This is a genomic window from Rhodococcus erythropolis R138 (assembly GCF_000696675.2).
GTDB lineage: Bacteria > Actinomycetota > Actinomycetes > Mycobacteriales > Mycobacteriaceae > Rhodococcus_F > Rhodococcus_F erythropolis.
Window position 1 is genome coordinate 200,372 of record NZ_CP007257.1, and the last position, 14,506, is coordinate 214,877.

15 protein-coding genes and 2 pseudogenes are annotated in these 14,506 nt (G+C 60.8%); 14 read left to right on the plus strand and 3 right to left on the minus strand.

All coding sequences use genetic code 11. From position 1 onward, the window contains the following. Positions 1-887 precede the first annotated feature (887 nt). Positions 888-1,280 (minus strand): hypothetical protein, encoded by a 393-nt coding sequence (locus tag H351_RS32885; RefSeq protein WP_338051107.1) that lies wholly within the window; start codon positions 1,278-1,280, stop codon positions 888-890. 989 nt (positions 1,281-2,269) lie between these two features. Here H351_RS32885 and H351_RS30010 point away from each other — a divergent pair. After that, the gene (locus H351_RS30010) at positions 2,270-3,199 is read left to right on the plus strand and encodes a trypsin-like serine peptidase (protein ID WP_158510661.1); all 930 of its coding nucleotides are present in this window, start codon (positions 2,270-2,272) and stop codon (positions 3,197-3,199) included. 522 nt (positions 3,200-3,721) lie between these two features. On the opposite strand, the gene H351_RS30015 is transcribed toward H351_RS30010, so the two are convergent. After that, positions 3,722-4,294 carry a TetR/AcrR family transcriptional regulator gene (locus tag H351_RS30015; RefSeq protein WP_029256870.1) on the minus strand — a complete coding sequence of 191 codons (573 nt, stop codon included), beginning with the start codon at positions 4,292-4,294 and terminating at the stop codon, positions 3,722-3,724. A 200-nt stretch (positions 4,295-4,494) separates the two neighbouring features. Here H351_RS30015 and H351_RS30020 point away from each other — a divergent pair, with 200 nt between their 5' ends. The 5 genes and pseudogenes from H351_RS30020 to H351_RS32695 form a co-directional block, all read left to right on the plus strand. Beyond that, positions 4,495-5,508, plus strand: a complete 1,014-nt coding sequence (locus H351_RS30020; RefSeq protein WP_029256869.1) for an AurF N-oxygenase family protein — start codon at positions 4,495-4,497, stop codon at positions 5,506-5,508. An 81-nt stretch (positions 5,509-5,589) separates the two neighbouring features. Next, positions 5,590-6,840 carry an MCE family protein gene (locus H351_RS30025; RefSeq protein WP_059016428.1) on the plus strand — a complete coding sequence of 417 codons (1,251 nt, stop codon included), beginning with the start codon at positions 5,590-5,592 and terminating at the stop codon, positions 6,838-6,840. Positions 6,841-6,981: 141 nt separating this feature from the next. After that, positions 6,982-8,751 carry a phytoene desaturase family protein gene (locus H351_RS30030; protein ID WP_051636537.1) on the plus strand — a complete coding sequence of 590 codons (1,770 nt, stop codon included), beginning with the start codon at positions 6,982-6,984 and terminating at the stop codon, positions 8,749-8,751. Between the two features lie 19 nt (positions 8,752-8,770). Further along, entirely contained in the window at positions 8,771-9,064 is a 294-nt protein-coding gene (locus H351_RS30035) for a hypothetical protein (protein WP_144440157.1), read from the plus strand. 33 nt (positions 9,065-9,097) lie between these two features. After that, positions 9,098-9,265: pseudogene (locus tag H351_RS32695) on the plus strand (helix-turn-helix domain-containing protein); the annotation flags it as partial. Positions 9,266-9,353: 88 nt separating this feature from the next. Here H351_RS32695 and H351_RS33010 read toward each other — a convergent pair. After that, the gene (locus tag H351_RS33010) at positions 9,354-9,845 is read right to left on the minus strand and encodes a MerR family transcriptional regulator (RefSeq protein ID WP_420876505.1); all 492 of its coding nucleotides are present in this window, start codon (positions 9,843-9,845) and stop codon (positions 9,354-9,356) included. Between H351_RS33010 and H351_RS32005 the strand changes: the two genes are divergently transcribed. The 8 genes and pseudogenes from H351_RS32005 to H351_RS30080 all read left to right on the plus strand — a co-directional run bounded on the left by H351_RS32005 (position 9,747) and on the right by H351_RS30080 (position 14,320). Continuing rightward, on the plus strand, positions 9,747-10,079 hold the full coding sequence (locus H351_RS32005; protein ID WP_162492725.1) for a hypothetical protein: 333 nt from the start codon (positions 9,747-9,749) through the stop codon (positions 10,077-10,079). The two genes, H351_RS33010 and H351_RS32005, sit on opposite strands and share 99 nt — an antisense overlap. Positions 10,080-10,339: 260 nt before the next feature. Further along, complete coding sequence (locus tag H351_RS30045) at positions 10,340-10,597, plus strand: hypothetical protein (protein WP_029256865.1); 258 nt, start codon at positions 10,340-10,342, stop codon at positions 10,595-10,597. A 500-nt stretch (positions 10,598-11,097) separates the two neighbouring features. Then, on the plus strand, positions 11,098-11,346 hold the full coding sequence (locus H351_RS30050) for a hypothetical protein (protein WP_244891550.1): 249 nt from the start codon (positions 11,098-11,100) through the stop codon (positions 11,344-11,346). A gap of 55 nt (positions 11,347-11,401) precedes the next feature. Next, positions 11,402-11,653 (plus strand): hypothetical protein, encoded by a 252-nt coding sequence (locus H351_RS30055; protein WP_029256863.1) that lies wholly within the window; start codon positions 11,402-11,404, stop codon positions 11,651-11,653. 611 nt (positions 11,654-12,264) lie between these two features. Next, positions 12,265-12,453 carry a hypothetical protein gene (locus H351_RS30065; RefSeq protein WP_029256861.1) on the plus strand — a complete coding sequence of 63 codons (189 nt, stop codon included), beginning with the start codon at positions 12,265-12,267 and terminating at the stop codon, positions 12,451-12,453. A gap of 51 nt (positions 12,454-12,504) precedes the next feature. Then, positions 12,505-13,093 (plus strand): annotated as a pseudogene (locus tag H351_RS30070) (type 1 glutamine amidotransferase domain-containing protein). Between the two features lie 253 nt (positions 13,094-13,346). Further along, positions 13,347-13,502, plus strand: a complete 156-nt coding sequence (locus tag H351_RS32395) for a DUF6131 family protein (protein ID WP_007734736.1) — start codon at positions 13,347-13,349, stop codon at positions 13,500-13,502. A 188-nt stretch (positions 13,503-13,690) separates the two neighbouring features. Next, positions 13,691-14,320, plus strand: a complete 630-nt coding sequence (locus H351_RS30080) for a hypothetical protein (protein WP_059016431.1) — start codon at positions 13,691-13,693, stop codon at positions 14,318-14,320. Positions 14,321-14,506: the final 186 nt, after the last annotated feature.

A 14,506-nucleotide genomic window follows, 5' to 3' on the forward strand; every position in this document is an offset into this window, starting at 1 on the left:
TTGAAGTGGAATATGTTGTGTTACATCGGTTTCACCGGTTGTGACTCCGTTTTTCGTCGTCTTCGATTCGAACGCGTTCCGATGTTTTCGATAACGTTCGCATGATGGTGGCTGCGGAAGCGTTGCTGATCTGCTCGTCGAGTGTGGTGATCTCGCAATCGAGGCTGAGAAGTTGCCGTGCGAGGCAGGTCGCACGCTGGCCGGTGGTCGACGTATCTTGCCCAGCACCCGGTCTCCGTAGCATGCCTTTGGTCAGCACACCGTGCATTGTCGGACGACGGACCCGCAGGCTGGCGGATGATCTCGTCGAGCCGTCGTGGTCGAGGTCACTGCAGCTAACCGAGTCCAGAAAATTGCCCAGGGGTGCGCTCGTCGACGTCAGTCCGTGAAAATGTAGTGCGGCGTGTCATGGGTAAGTACATCGTGAGTGCCAATGTGTGCGGGCACGGTTTGTGCGTAGTTGGGACGCCATCGTGCGTGGTTCCCCAAAGATGGTGTGCTGGTCGGTTCGTGCGAGCGGGCCGGGTGGGGGCACGAACGCCCGCTGCACGGGAGAAATCGACGTCGAGCGCTCGGTGTTGCGGTGTCGAGTCCCGTTCCCGTGCCGGGGCACCGGTGGCGATGTCGGGGGTTCGGGCGGTGGTTCTGGAGGTTTCAATGGCGTTGGGGTGGAGCGTTTATGCTGCGGTGTGATTGGGTTGGTGCGGCGCGAGGATGTGGTCGACCGGCGCGGTGTTGGCAGTATCGTCTCGTTCGAGGGTTCCGCCGGTGCGTAGGTGTTTCGGACACGCGGGGTCGGGGTAACTGCGTTGCGGTGCCGAATTCCTTTGATGCGGACATCAGGCGCCGAGCCTCGGCAGTTCGGACTTGGGCTGCCGGGGCTGTTATCAACTCGCAGGATGTTCATCGCTGAGCGTGTACAAGGCGTTGGTGGCCTCATCGCCACCCTGGATCCCGGCGAAGACTCGGTGCAACTTCGGGTCAGACGCGCGGGTTGCCTGAGTCATTGCGCCTGGCTGTCGTTGTTGGCGTTGGGTGTTGAGTTGGCGGGTTTCGGCGAGTTGGACATCGAGGATGATGATGCGGCAGGCTGCGTCGAGGACGGTGCCGGCGGTGACGAGTTCGAGGGCGTTCGGCGATGCGTAGTTGGTAGCGCGAGAAGCGGCGGTGCCCGCCTCCGGTGCGATGCGTTTTGTGGTGTCGCGGCTGGCCGGAATCGTTGCCGGATACCGAGGATCTCGGCGGCGTGGCCCATGCCTGTAGGGGGTAGTTTTCGTCATCGAGCTTGCGGGACAGCGTGCCGGTGGCTTTGTCTGCCGTGATGGCGGTCGTCTTTCGCTGGAATGGTCGAGGCCCCGGCGCGGGGGAGCGCCGGGGGCCGGATGGGGGTTCAACTCTTTCACTGAACCAACAACTGCATTCTTTCTCAGCTTCCGGACTCACGCGCCAAGTCAGGCAGCCACGTTGCCGGGGTGACGGGTCCTGAACTGCACGCTCACAGAACTACTTTCGTTCTTGGCACGTCCTGCGGTACTGCTTGCGGTGGTTCGACTCTTCTGCACGTTTGAATTCGTTCCTTGCTTGTAAGCCGCAATCGGGAGATATCGAGCCAGCGACAGACCTCGAGTTGGCGGTGCTGCGCGTTGTCGAAGAAAGGGCCCGGAACACCCCAAAGCCTCTCAAACGAACGACTGCGCTTCGCATTCGAGTTGACCGACTATTGGTGCCAGATCTGCGAAACGCTCTTGCGGCAGACTGTTTGTTCTATTAGTCTCCTTTTTGTTGCTTCTGGTCGTAACAGGCAGTTTCGCGAGGGGAGAACGATGGTGGACAAGCCGCGTAAGACTTCGCGTTTTTCGGCGATTCCGACAAATCCCGTGTGTGCGCAGAAGGGGTCGCGCCTCCATCCGTAGGGGTTGGTGCACAGCACATCAACCCCACCCCGCCTCATTCGTGAATCTGATTTTACGTTGTCGCCTCCTCTAGTTGCCCGGGCTCCGCCGTATCCGGCGGGTTCGAGCAAGGGGTCGTCGTGCGCTTGATTCGGCGGGATTTGCCTCTTGGCGTCGTCAGACCTCGTCGAGTGAACGGCTTATTCCCTGCAAGGAGGTCGACCCTCCGACGTGGTGCTTCCGAAACTCCAAGAGCGCAAACATGTTCAGTAAACAACGCGCACAGTCGTTGAAGCATCGGACAATGCCAGCCCCATGCGCGGGCCGCGACCCTGCGGTGTGTGCACTCAAGCTCTTGCACGGAGAGGAATCCTCTGTTGTCGCGCAAAACCGTTCTCCACCGAGCCTGTTCGCAACTCTGCCGCTCGGGCGCAATCGGAGTGACCGTTGCCGGGATCATCGGCGCAACCGCACTCACCGCGCTGCCGGCCCACGCAGACATCCGTCCGCAACCCGATCCGACCGGATCAGTTTTGGACGGTCGACTGACCGGCCCGAACGACAACGGCGCATATTTTGTCGATGCTCCGTACACCGCTGCAGCTGCGTCCCGCGCGGTCGGGCAACTCGTATGGGATTACCTGTGCACCGGTTCGGTGATCAACAGCAACAAGCGCACACTGGTGATCACTGCCGCGCACTGTATCGGAACAAACGCAGGTGGCGGGTATGAAATCAGCCCAGAATTCCGCGCAGCGTTGGCGCAGGGTCGCGTGGAATTCACACCGGCATTCGACGGGAGAAAAACACCGGAGGACCGTCCATTCGGGACATGGAACGTCGCCGATGCATGGGTTCTTCCAGCCTCGAACGCCGATGTCGCCGTCTTGGAGGTCGAACCGAACGGTCGTGGACAGTTGATCCAGGACGCAGTGGGTGGCGGGTTCGATATCCACGCGCCGATCGCAGCCGGCGAACGCGTCCGTGCCACCCTGGTGGGATATCCCGACCCGGAACCGTTTCTGTCCATCGCTCAGTCCGCATGCGTGGGTGACTACACGCTCTATCCGGGGGGAGGGAACAGCTCGATACGTCGAGTGGCGGAACAGCAAGAATGCTGGGTCGGAGGCGGATCGAGCGGGGGTCCCTATATTTCGGCTCCGGCCACGGTGGGCGGTTCACCACAGGTATTGACCGTTCTCAACAGCAACGGTGGAGCTGACGTGCCCTCCGTCGCGGGAGAGCTTCTCGCGCTGGCGGACATCCCCGCGGTTGAAGCACCGGCAATCCCCGGCCTCGGCTCCTGATCGCGTACCCGTGATCGGATTGTCTAACTGCCTTGAAAGCTTCTGTCCCCTAGAATTTTATCGCCACATCGGCGTTGCCAGGGTGGACGTGTCCACCTCGTGGTGGATGTCGGATCGGGCGGGTGATGCGCGTGTTCAAGAATGTGCCGCAACGCCTTTCGGGTAGTTGGCAGCTTCCGGTCAAGCCCCCGGCGTCGCGCGGGAAACCAGATGCGTTTCGCTCCTGATTCGGCAGGTAGGCACAATTCGGGCCGAGGGCGAGATGGAGGTCCTCCGGGGAGGTGCCTGCGGTTAAGCAGTCAGCCGCAGGCGCCGTCTCAACCACAGTCCAGCGGTTTGGGAATAGTCGGTCTTCGCCGTCGTCACATGCGGGAGAAGTCACCCGCAAGGACAGTATCGGGGGCGGAGTATTTGCTACCCGGACGTGAAATTCTCGAGCCGAGTGCAGGGTGCTGCACTCTGCCGCTTGCGTGCATTTGGGCAGGGGATGACCGCCGCGTGCTCCTTGTGAATCCGATTCTTCTACGCCTGCTTGTTGAGATGTGCTTCGAGGAGGTCTTCGAGGTGCTTGCCGACACGATCGAGTGGCTTGGTGGAACGTGTCGCGACCGACATGATGACAGCACCCTCGATCGATGCGATCGTCATCGTTGCGAGAGAATGCGCGAGAGAGTCGTCCATGCCTGATGCGTGAAAATTGTTGGCTAGCAGCCGTTCCCACTCGTCAAATGCGATATTTGCCGCGTCGACGGCGCCTGGCACTTGATGACCGCCAAACGTGGCAGCGGCGATCGGGCATCCGGCTGTGTAGTCGCTGGATTCGATTGTCGACTTCCAGTAATCCAGGAATGTCTGTAGTGCTTTCAATGGGGGGTCGAAGCAGAGTTGTTCGATCATCGCGCTGATCCACGATCCGGCTGTTCGGGCCGATTCTTCGATCAGCTGGTTTTTACCTTGCGGAAAGTGTGTGTAGATCGATTGACGTGCGGTCCCACTGCGGTCGAGTAATTCGGCCACGCCTACACCGGAGACTCCTTGGCTTCGGAGGAGCTCGATGGTGGTGTGGACAAGCCGTTCTCGCGGAGCGGTAGCCATGTGCGTGCCCCCCTTGGTTGTCGACCTCTTGATTACCAAATCTATCAGCCGGAGTGGGGCGGGTTTTTCGCTGTATTTCGTACGGGGACCTTCAGACCATTGCCATAGACTGTTTGTTCTATTAGCGTGTCTGTCTGTAACTCCTAGTCATAGGTATCGACTGGGTGGATCCCCTCATTGCCGGAAAGGTCGCCCCCGTCATGACCATCGTTGAAACGGAACATTCCGATGCCCTGAGCAGCGAAACGTACGAGGACATGCTCAATCGACTCTCGGACGCGTCTGTGCACAGGAGCTTCAGCCCTTATGTCGACATCGACTGGGAGGCACCGGAATTTCAGGTCGTGGACAACGATCCGCGATGGATTCTTCCCGAGGTGGAACTACTGGGAACGCATCCCTGGTATCTCTCTCAAACCCGCGAGCAACAGATCGCGATAGGGCAGTACCGGCAGGCCAACGTGGCCAAGGTGGGACTGCTGTTCGAACAAGTGCTCATCCGCGGCTTCATGCAATACGTCTCCATGTTGCCCAACCGATCCGCGGAGTTCCGGTACGCCACCCACGAGGTCATCGAGGAGTGCAACCACACCCTCATGTTCCAAGAATTGGTGAATCGGTCTGGCGTGGACGTGCCCGGCTTCGGTCCGGTGATGCGACGTGTCATGCCATTTCTCGGCCTCGCCGCCTGGCCGTTTCCATCGATCTTCTTCATGGGTGTGTTGGCGGGCGAAGAGCCCATCGACCATATTCAAAAGAGCTATCTCCGCAGCGAGAGCAACTATCACCCGATCGTCCGAGGAGTGATGCGCATTCACGTCGCCGAAGAGGCCCGGCACATCTCGTTCGCGCACGAGTTTCTTCGGCAACACGTGCGCGAGAACGGTCCGGTGGGTAAGTTCTTTCTCTCCCTGGTTTTCCCGATCATCATGCGGGTCCTGTGCGACGTGATCGCCGTTCCTCCGAAGTCGTTCTTCGAAACCTTCGAGATCCCGAAATCAGTGAAGAAGGAGCTGTTCTGGGAACTCCCGGCCTCGCGGCAAGCGCTGAGTGGATACTTCGGTGACGTCCGACTGCTCGCCGACGAACTCGGCCTGATGAACCGGGTCTCGCGAGTTCTGTGGAAGGCCCTCAAGATCGACGGGAAGCCCTCCCGCTTCCGGAGCGAGCCCGATCGGGCACTCGTGACCGGTTCCGGCGATGCTCATGCGTGATTCGGCATTGACAGGCTTCCGGAACCCGGGCTCTGCGACGCGGGTGCGGCGATCAGTCGAGTCAACACGCGGCATGCAATGGTGATGTCGAGGCTCGCCAAATGGCAGCTGGTCGCTCTCGTCGCCGTCGCGCTACTCGGGTTGCTCTTCGTCGGTGCGAAATATGTACGGCTGGACAATCTTCTGGGATTCGGCCAGTACACGGTCAAGACCGAACTGGCGACGTCCGGTGGCATCTTCACCAATGCCGAAGTGACCTACCGCGGTGTGCCCGTCGGACGCGTCGGTGACATGTCGCTCACGTCCGAGGGAATCGAAGTCGACCTGTTGATCGACAGCAGCGCTCCCCAGATTCCCGCATCCGCGCGGGCCGTGGTGGCCAATCGCTCCGCCATCGGCGAGCAGTACGTCGACCTGCAGCCCGATACCGACCAGGCTCCGTTCCTCGAAGACGGCTCGGTGATCGCCGTGGGCGACACCACCACGCCGATCCCGATCGAGAACGTCTTGACCAGCGCCGACGGTCTGGTGCACTCCGTTCCGGTCGACGCACTGCACACCGTCGCGAAGGAACTCGGCGCGGCATTCAACGGCAAGGGCGAAGATCTGCAGGTACTTGCCGACTCGCTGTCGGGGATTTCCCAGTCGGGCCTCGATACCCTTCCCCAGACCCTCGGACTGATCCGCGACAGCCAGACGGTGCTCACGACCCAGTCCGATCAATCGTCGGCGATCAAGCAGTTCAGCACCGACCTCGACGCACTGACGGCGCAGTTGCGCACCAGCGACCCCGACATCCGACGCGTGATCGACAACGGCATACCGGCCAGCGACCAAGTCGGCGCACTCGTCCGAGACGGGGGTCCGAGTCTTACGACAGACCTGAGCAACCTTGCGTCCGCGGCGCGAACATTCGCTCCGCGCACTATGGCACTCCAGCCGCTCCTGATCTTCATGCCCGGCCTTGCCGCCGGCATACCCTCCGCGATCGGGTCGGACGGACCTGCCCAGCGCCAAGGGCTTGTCCTCGAGACCAATACCCCGTTTCCCTGCACGGTCGGATACGAAGGGACCATGGCGATCCTCGACGAGATGAAGCGCAAAGACCCGAACTTCGACGACACTCAGCAGGATTTCCCGGTCAACACCGCAGCCAACTGCCTGGCGCCGCAAGGCAGTGAAACGGGTGTCCGCAGCGCCAACCGTGTCGCCTACGCAGACCCGAACATCCCGCAACCGTGGGACAGCAAGCCCAAAGTGGACCCCGACAAGCTCAACCTCAATCCGATCGCCACACAACTTGCCCCAGTACTCGGCGCCACCCCGAAGTAACGAATTCCACAGGTGCCACTTCGCGGAAACACCGCGACCCGTCCGTGATGCGGCGCGAACCGGAAATCGTCACGACACCCACTGCAGCTCCGGATCCTCCAACCCCATTCGAACGAACCACACGAAACGAAGGTGCTTAACGTGGAAACGCCGCACACGTCGAACACCAACCTTGACGCAATCGTCATCGGATCCGGACTGGGCGGACTGTCTGCGGCCGCCTACCTCGCTGCAGCAGGTAAACGAGTGCTGCTTCTCGAACGCTATTCGGCTCTCGGAGGCTCCTCACATGTGTTCCGTCGCCGTGGTTCGTGGGAATTCGACTGCGGAGTGCACTACGTCGGCGACGGTGGGCCAGACGGAATAGTGCGCACAATGATGCGTGGTCTCGCTCTCGATGACCGAATTCAATGGCTGCCGCTGGAAGCCGGCGCTTTCGATCGCATCATCGCACCAGATTTCGCGCTGAACGTGCCATTCGGGTGGGACGCCTTCCTGACAGAGTTACTCGCAGCTTTTCCCGACGAGCACAAAGCCGTTCGACGATTCCACGCGATCATGCATAAACTCGCTGAAGGACTCGACAGGCGAGGTAATCCGGGTCCTGTTGCGCTGATGGCGCAGTGGGTCTCCGGATCAAGCTGGGCAGCACCGTTTCTCGCGATGCCCTATGCCGCGATGCTCGTCTCCTGTGGTTTCTCCACTCGTGCAGTCCTGGCGCTATCGGTTCAATGCGGTGCACTCGCATCCAGCTCACTGTCGATTCCCACCGCAGCGATGGCTGGTTTCTATCAGGACTATGTCGGCGGCGGCGCCTACTACCCGCGCGGTGGTGGACAGATCCTCGCGGCCGGATTCGCCGACGTCATCACCACGCACGGTGGGCACGTCCGGACGAATGCCGAGGTTTCTCGCATACTCGTCGAGGATCGGCGCGTAACCGGCGTGCGTCTCGCCGACGGTGAAATCCTCTCGGCCCCTGTCGTGATCTCCGACGCCGACATCATCAAGACGTACACCGAACTCGTCGGTGTCGAACACCTACCGTTCCCACAACGTCAGCAGGTGCGTCGGTGGAAGATGTCACACCCCCTGATCAACGGGTTCTTCGGGGTCGAGTTCGATACGAATAGTCAACCCAACAGCAACTACTTCGCGATCCCGAATTGGGACTCAGCAAGCTCCCTGCTGTCTCTGGCTCAGTTCTCTCGCCGAGTGATCGACGGCAAAGGTTTCGACAACGCGCAGGACTGGGCGAAGGCAATGGCCGGCGGGCAACCGATGTTCCTGCAATCGTCCTCACGCCGCGATCCCGAACATCGCGCCGCGGCCCCGCAGGGGCATTCCACCATCGAGGTTCAGACCATCACCCCGTCAGACCCGAAACTATGGGGGTATACCGACCACGACGTGGACACAGGTGCGTATCGGAAATCCCGTACCTACAACGAGGTCAAGAAGATTGTGCTCGACGGGATGCTCGAACGCATGGAGCAGGCATACCCAGGATCGTCGACTCGGGTGCGTCTGTCCGAACTCGGATCCCCCGCTACCCAGACCCGGTTTGTGGGTAACACCGACGGGGCGCCTTTCGGGCTTGCCCTCCGCCTCGACCAGGCAGGACCGCTGCGTCCCAGAAACCGCACCGCGATCGATGGATTGCTGATGGTCGGCACTAGTACCGCGTGGGGACCCGGGACCGTCGGATCGATGCTCAGCGGCGTGCACGCCGCCGGTGCGGTGACCGGACGTGACCTTGTCCGTGAGATCAGGGCGGGAAGGGTTGTCGCCGATGAAAGTCGACTTTCACTCTGGGACAATGAATTCGACGCACTCGGCTTGACCCGCGGGTTCTCGGCCCATCCCTCGCGCGCAGAGCAATGGAGCGGAAACGAAGGAGCCGGCGAGTAGGACAGTGCACAGTTTCCTCGTGGACCCCATGGCGTTCGTGCCGACCGAAGCCCCCAGAGGACTCGGCGCACCGACAGCTCATTCGATTGCGCTGTTGATCGGCCGCCGACTTACTCGATCACGAGCGGGATCCGGGACGAACACTCGACAGATTCTTGCACTCTCGGGTGTGGGCACCGGAGTGCTTTCTGTGGTGTTCCAGATATCTGCCCTCGTCGGCGGTTGTCGAGAAGAGTGTGATCGGCTCGTCCGTGCTGCCGAAGGGACCGCAGTACTAGCGCTCGCGCTGCTGGTAGCGGCGGCAATTGCATGAACGTAGGAGCGAGCAGCAGGCGCGGAACAGTGGTTGACCCCCGGGCAAGTGGCCGTGCTGTTCGATGTCAACCCGAAGACGATCACGAGATGGGCGCGAGGGGGAAAGATCGGATTTACAACAACGGTCGGAGGGCACCGCCGATATCGCAGCAGCGAAATCTATGTACTCCTTCGGGCCTCGCAATTTGTCGGCGAGGATCTAGCGGGTGCCGACGATGGGACCGCCCACCTGCACCCAAAAGACACGAGATCCCTACCTGCAGAAGGGGCGAACGGTAGGCATGGAATTAGAGGGATTCAACCTGCGGAATAGGGCGCGAAAGCCGACTTGTGCGCAGCAACCTCTTGATTCGCAAACGGGTGTCAGAGCTTGCAATTGTCAGAAGTGCTCGGCCGATGTGAACACGAAACGAATACTGCGATCGTCTGCGCCAACCGGGGATCGCCATCCGCCTATGCACGCCGTAGATGCCACGGGCGACCGCTTGAGCCGAAGTTAAGTGCCGGGTGCCAGTTCGGTGTTGCGTTGCCGCTGTTGGAGTTCGGTGTGGAGGCATCGGGCCTTCGGCGAGTTGGTCTTCGAGGAAGATGATGCGGCAGGCCGCGTCGAGTGCGGTGCCCGCGGTGACGAGTTCGTGGGCTCGTGCGGCGATGCGTAGTTGGTTGCGGGAGTAGCGGCGGTGTCCGCCTTCGGAGCGCCCGGGGGCGAGGAGTTCCGCGGCGTCGAGGCTGCGGAGGAATCGTTGCGGGACGCCGAGGATTTCGGCGGCGTGGCCCATGCTGTAGGAGGGATAGTCTTCGTTGTCGAGCTTGCCGGACAGTTCGCCGACGGGCCGCTCTGCCGTGATGGCGGTCTTCTCTCACTGGAATGGACGGGGCCCCCGGCGCGGGGGTGCGCCGGGGGCCGGATGGGGGTTGAACTGACTTCACTGAACAACAAACTGCATTCTCTCGAACTACCGGACTCGCACAGCATGTCCGGTAGCCGCTTGGAAGAGGGTGCCGGGGCCTGATCGACACATTCACAATAACTTTCAGCCCCGGCACGTCCCTGCCCTGCGGTACTGCTTGCGGGTAGTTCGTCTCCCGCACCTCTGGATTCGTTCCTTGCTACGAGATACAAGTTACAACAGCTTCGGGAGAATATCTACTGTGGGTGCGGTAGATATTCTTCTGTGAGTGTGACGGTTCGGTGTGTGGTGATAGTTGCCTGCTGGGCGGGGGTGAGCCAGGAGGTCGTGGCCTGTATTAATGGTTCTGGGAGGACGTTCTGATGCGAAATACGTCGAAGGCGCAGTCTTTGCTTCGCGCGCAGGATGAGCGGGAGCAACGCGCCGCTTCCGCCTCGGGCGACGGGGAGCCGATTCGAGCTGAGGGTTCGGCGTTGCCTGAGTCGGGGGAGCGCGGTCGCGGTGCGGCGGTGCGATCCGCCCGTGCGGAACTCTCCACGCATGCCCGCGCTGTGGAAAACATGAACGAGGCTGTGGCATTCGCCGGACTGAGTGCGAGGGCTATTAGTGGCGAGGAATGATCGACACCGGACATGGAGAGGTTTAGCTGCAGGCAGGGCCGTCCGGTTTTCGACTCCGTTCCTTCCTGGCCGTTTCGATATTCGCGTACAGAGCTGTTCGATTCAAACCCGTTTTCTTGCAAAAGGTTTCGTTTTTGAACCGCTGCTCACCGTATATCAGCGGCAGGGTGGGCGCGTTCTTCGGTGGCGAGTTCGTGCTGACGGCCTTTCATCTTGCCCATTGCGACCGCCGCAACAGCATCACGTGGCAGGCTTCGGATCATTGGGTGCGATTTGCGTGTCATTGTGCAGGGACCGAACCGACGTCCTCTGCGTGCTCGTGCCGCCTATCTTGAACAGTATTAGCGATAAATATCGCCAGCAGTCAGTCTGGATCCTGTCGTTGTGGCCGACGTCCCGAGGCGGTTGCCGGGAGTTGCTCTGTCGGAATCGGGCAGATGATCGACATAGGATCGAAAGGAGGCGACGTGACGCAGGGGGTTTCCGCCTGCGGTTTCACGATGCCCAGCTCCGGTGCTGTTGAAAGCCGGACATGTGCGGGTGTGGTGATCGAGGATTACGCGGACCTGGTCATCGACCGGGGTTGGGCGGGGCGGGACTGGGCTCCGGTGCGGCGGTGGGCGATCGCACTCGACGGCGGGCGCCTGGTCTTTGCGAACGACGAAGACCTGACGTCGCAGTTGAGGGTTCATCGGGAGACTCTGACGCCGGTCCAGGCAGGAAGGACCGACCGCGGCCGACTGAGGTAGGAAAATCGAACCCCCTGTCTACGAGGAGTTTTCCCATTGAAACGACGGTAACGTGATGGAGCGATTCAAGATGACGCTCGCGGACGGATCGGGCGGCGACGAATTCTTCAGTCCGGCAACCAGGCGATTCTGGCTGCAATCGCCGCCAACGGCGGAAGCAGTCAAGGGCCGCATGTGCAACGCTACGACGATCGTGGGCGATTGCTGCCCACGTAACTGCCTCGGGCCCGGCGGGCATCGCGCAACCCGATGCTTTCGCGCCCACACTCGGGACGCCGCCGGAACTGCGTTGACCCGCCGCGCGTGAAGTCACGTTTCGTCAATGCATGAGCTGGGTAACAAGTCGAGTGTCGGTGAAGGAGGACTTGTGGTGGACGTCGTGGTGTGGACGGAATCCGAAGATCGCGAAAGGTGGTGGCGCGAGATCTTGGGAATCGGGTCTACTGGATCCCGTTGTTTAGCAAGGAATGTCGGAGAGTTGCCGCGTGCCAAGATTTCCACGGCCTCGGCAATGCGCGAATCGACACCCACCGCGCTTCGCGGCGTGACCGCAGCCTGACACCGGACCCGGACAGAAGGATGGAAATACGGTGCTAAATGTTGTTCTGTTGCTAGTGATGCTCAGTATCGGCATGTGTGTTGTGATGTGTCTCGACTTCCGATGGCTTCGCCCCTCCGTGCGACATGATCGCCGACGGTTTGCGTATCGCCGACATGCAGGGATCACCAAGTCGTAGATCTGTTTCTCCCGGCTCAGGTCGCCCATCAGCGACAATCCCCGAACCCTCAAGGCGAACCGGGCAGTCGGAGTAAAGACGCATCCTGCCGGCGGCCTGGCGCACATGGTGCCGACGCGGGTTGATTCGTCGTCCTCGCGGTCGATGATTGAAGAAACGTCCGCTGGGGAAGTCGGCCCGAATGGCTAATTACAGAGTGATCAATCCTTCAGGCGACGTCACCGCGACGCGCGGCATCGAGAGCGCTGACGATGCACATGCTTGGTTCGTAGACGCCCGCGCCGACAACTCAGAACTGGGATGGCGCATGGAAGTTCACCATGATGGCGAATGGTCGTTCTTCGACGACACCGAGGGCGCATCCAGCTGAGCAGATGTCAGAAGAGGTGATGAGGATGAGGATGAGGATGGACGTTCAAGCATGAGCCAGTTACTCGAAGGAAAGAAAGTTGCATTCCTCGTGGCGACGGAGGGAGTCGAACAGATCGAGTTGACGGACCCGTGGGATGCATTGGTTGCCGAACACGCTCAGCCATCGATTGTTTCGACAGAATCCGGAACCATCCAGGCATTCAACCATCTCGACAAGGCTGACATCTTCGACGTGGACGCGGTGGTCGAAGCGACGGCATCGTCGGAATACGACGCGCTTGTACTTCCCGGTGGTGTAGCCAACCCCGATCTCCTCCGCATGAATCCCGAGGCCGTGGCCATTCGCCCGGAGTCTCTTCGATGCAGGCAAGCCTGTTGCAGTGATCTGCCACGGCCCCTGGACACTGGTCGAAGCTGGCGTGGTGGCCGGTCGCACACTGACGTCATGGCCTAGCGTGCGTACCGATATCACGAACGCCGGCGGCACGTGGGTAGACGAAGAAGTGGTCGTCTGTACTTCAGGACCGAATACCTTGATATCGAGCCGCAAACCCGATGATTTGCCGGCGTTCTGCGCGACACTGACCGACACTCTCCGGCAGTCCGAGGCATCGACGAGGACTCTCGAAGGAAGCTGACGAGTGAGGTAGATCGTGGCTTCTCGCCGGGTCGTTCGCGATAACGCTTAAGCGTCGGCCTCGTACAGGTGCTCCCCGTCGGTCACGAACAAACCGGAAAACAGGGCGCCTTATGTCATCACCCTAAAACAGTCGAGTGAGGAGTCGGTCGCATCGGCCACCACCTACCCGCGCGCAGTCCATCCATCTTGTTTGAGGGCTTTGACCAGCGGGTACGTCGATCTCTATGGGTGATCGGCTGAAGGAGGATGCCATGATCATTCTTGGAATTGTTTTGTTGATCGTCGGTTTCTTGACTGGGATCTCGATTCTGTGGACGATCGGAATCATTCTTGTGGTCGTTGGAGTCGTTCTGTTCGCGCTTGGTGCCGCCGGACATGCTGTAGGTGGTCGGCGGCACTACTACTGACCCGGCGTCTGGATGCTGGGGGCCGGTCTCGAAAACCCGATCTGTCTGGCTGCGAGGTGAACTGCCGAAGCTAGGGAGGGTGTCGCAGCTCGTGGCCGCGGCGCACAAGCGATCCGCAGTCGGCGGTCCCGGTCGTCGCACTTCCCACGTCCATGCGTATCTCACTTGTCACGGCTGAGGAGTGGAACATGTTTGATCGGAACGCATCTCGAAAAGATGGTGAGGACGTTCGCATCGACGATGCCGGAGGTCGAGAACGCGTGGTCGGAACGGTTCACGATGTGAGACCGCCCGGACGGATGTGGGTGCCGCGCAGCCGGGGCGCTGTCAGCGGTATCTTGCTGATTGTGCTCGGACTCTGGGGAGCGCTCATTCCCTTTGTGGGACCGTACTTCTCGTTCGCTTTCGTGCCGGATCAAGCATGGACTTGGAGCTCCGGTAGGGGTTGGCTCGAAGTGCTCCCCGGGTTGGTCACCGTGATCGGCGGGATTTTGCTGTTGCTGAGTGCGAATCGCGCTGTCGCCAGCCTCGGGGCGTGGTTGGCGGTCGTCGGTGGCGCATGGTTCATTGTGGGCCCGGTCCTGGCGCCGGTGCTGCATCTCGGGGAGGCGGGGGCGCCGGCGGCGACCGAACCTGCGATGAGGGCTGTGCAGCAGTTGGCGTTCTTCGAGGGCCTCGGTGCGGTGATTTTGTTCCTCGGAGCGGCAGCGGTCGGACGGTTATCGCTGCGCAGTCATCGTGATGTTTTGCGCGCACAACGTGAGGTAGGAAACGACAACGGGTCTGCTGTAGCTGGGGCAGCGCCGCCCACCCCCTGAACTCGGGCAGGCTCGCCTATAGAGTTCTCGGCAGTCGCCGTTACCGAACTACGTTTGCTGCCAGGGTTCCGTGTCCACCGGCGAATTTCGTTGTGTCCTTCGACGAATTCGACCGAAAATTACTTGTTCTCGTTCGGACACTGCTATCAGTGCCGACCGGAGGTTTCGTGGTTAGCGCCGACGCCA

Coding starts and splice junctions, on each gene's coding strand:
- H351_RS32395 (WP_007734736.1), top strand. CDS start 13,347: ATGATCATTCTTGGAATTGTTTTGTTGATCGTCGGTTTCTTGACTGGG.
- H351_RS30065 (WP_029256861.1), top strand. CDS start 12,265: ATGGCTAATTACAGAGTGATCAATCCTTCAGGCGACGTCACCGCGACG.
- H351_RS30050 (WP_244891550.1), top strand. CDS start 11,098: ATGCCCAGCTCCGGTGCTGTTGAAAGCCGGACATGTGCGGGTGTGGTG.
- H351_RS30020 (WP_029256869.1), top strand. CDS start 4,495: ATGACCATCGTTGAAACGGAACATTCCGATGCCCTGAGCAGCGAAACG.
- H351_RS32885 (WP_338051107.1), bottom strand. CDS start 1,280: ATGACGAAAACTACCCCCTACAGGCATGGGCCACGCCGCCGAGATCCT.
- H351_RS30055 (WP_029256863.1), top strand. CDS start 11,402: ATGGAGCGATTCAAGATGACGCTCGCGGACGGATCGGGCGGCGACGAA.
- H351_RS30045 (WP_029256865.1), top strand. CDS start 10,340: ATGCGAAATACGTCGAAGGCGCAGTCTTTGCTTCGCGCGCAGGATGAG.
- H351_RS30015 (WP_029256870.1), bottom strand. CDS start 4,294: ATGGCTACCGCTCCGCGAGAACGGCTTGTCCACACCACCATCGAGCTC.
- H351_RS30080 (WP_059016431.1), top strand. CDS start 13,691: ATGTTTGATCGGAACGCATCTCGAAAAGATGGTGAGGACGTTCGCATC.
- H351_RS33010 (WP_420876505.1), bottom strand. CDS start 9,845: ATGGGCCACGCCGCCGAAATCCTCGGCGTCCCGCAACGATTCCTCCGC.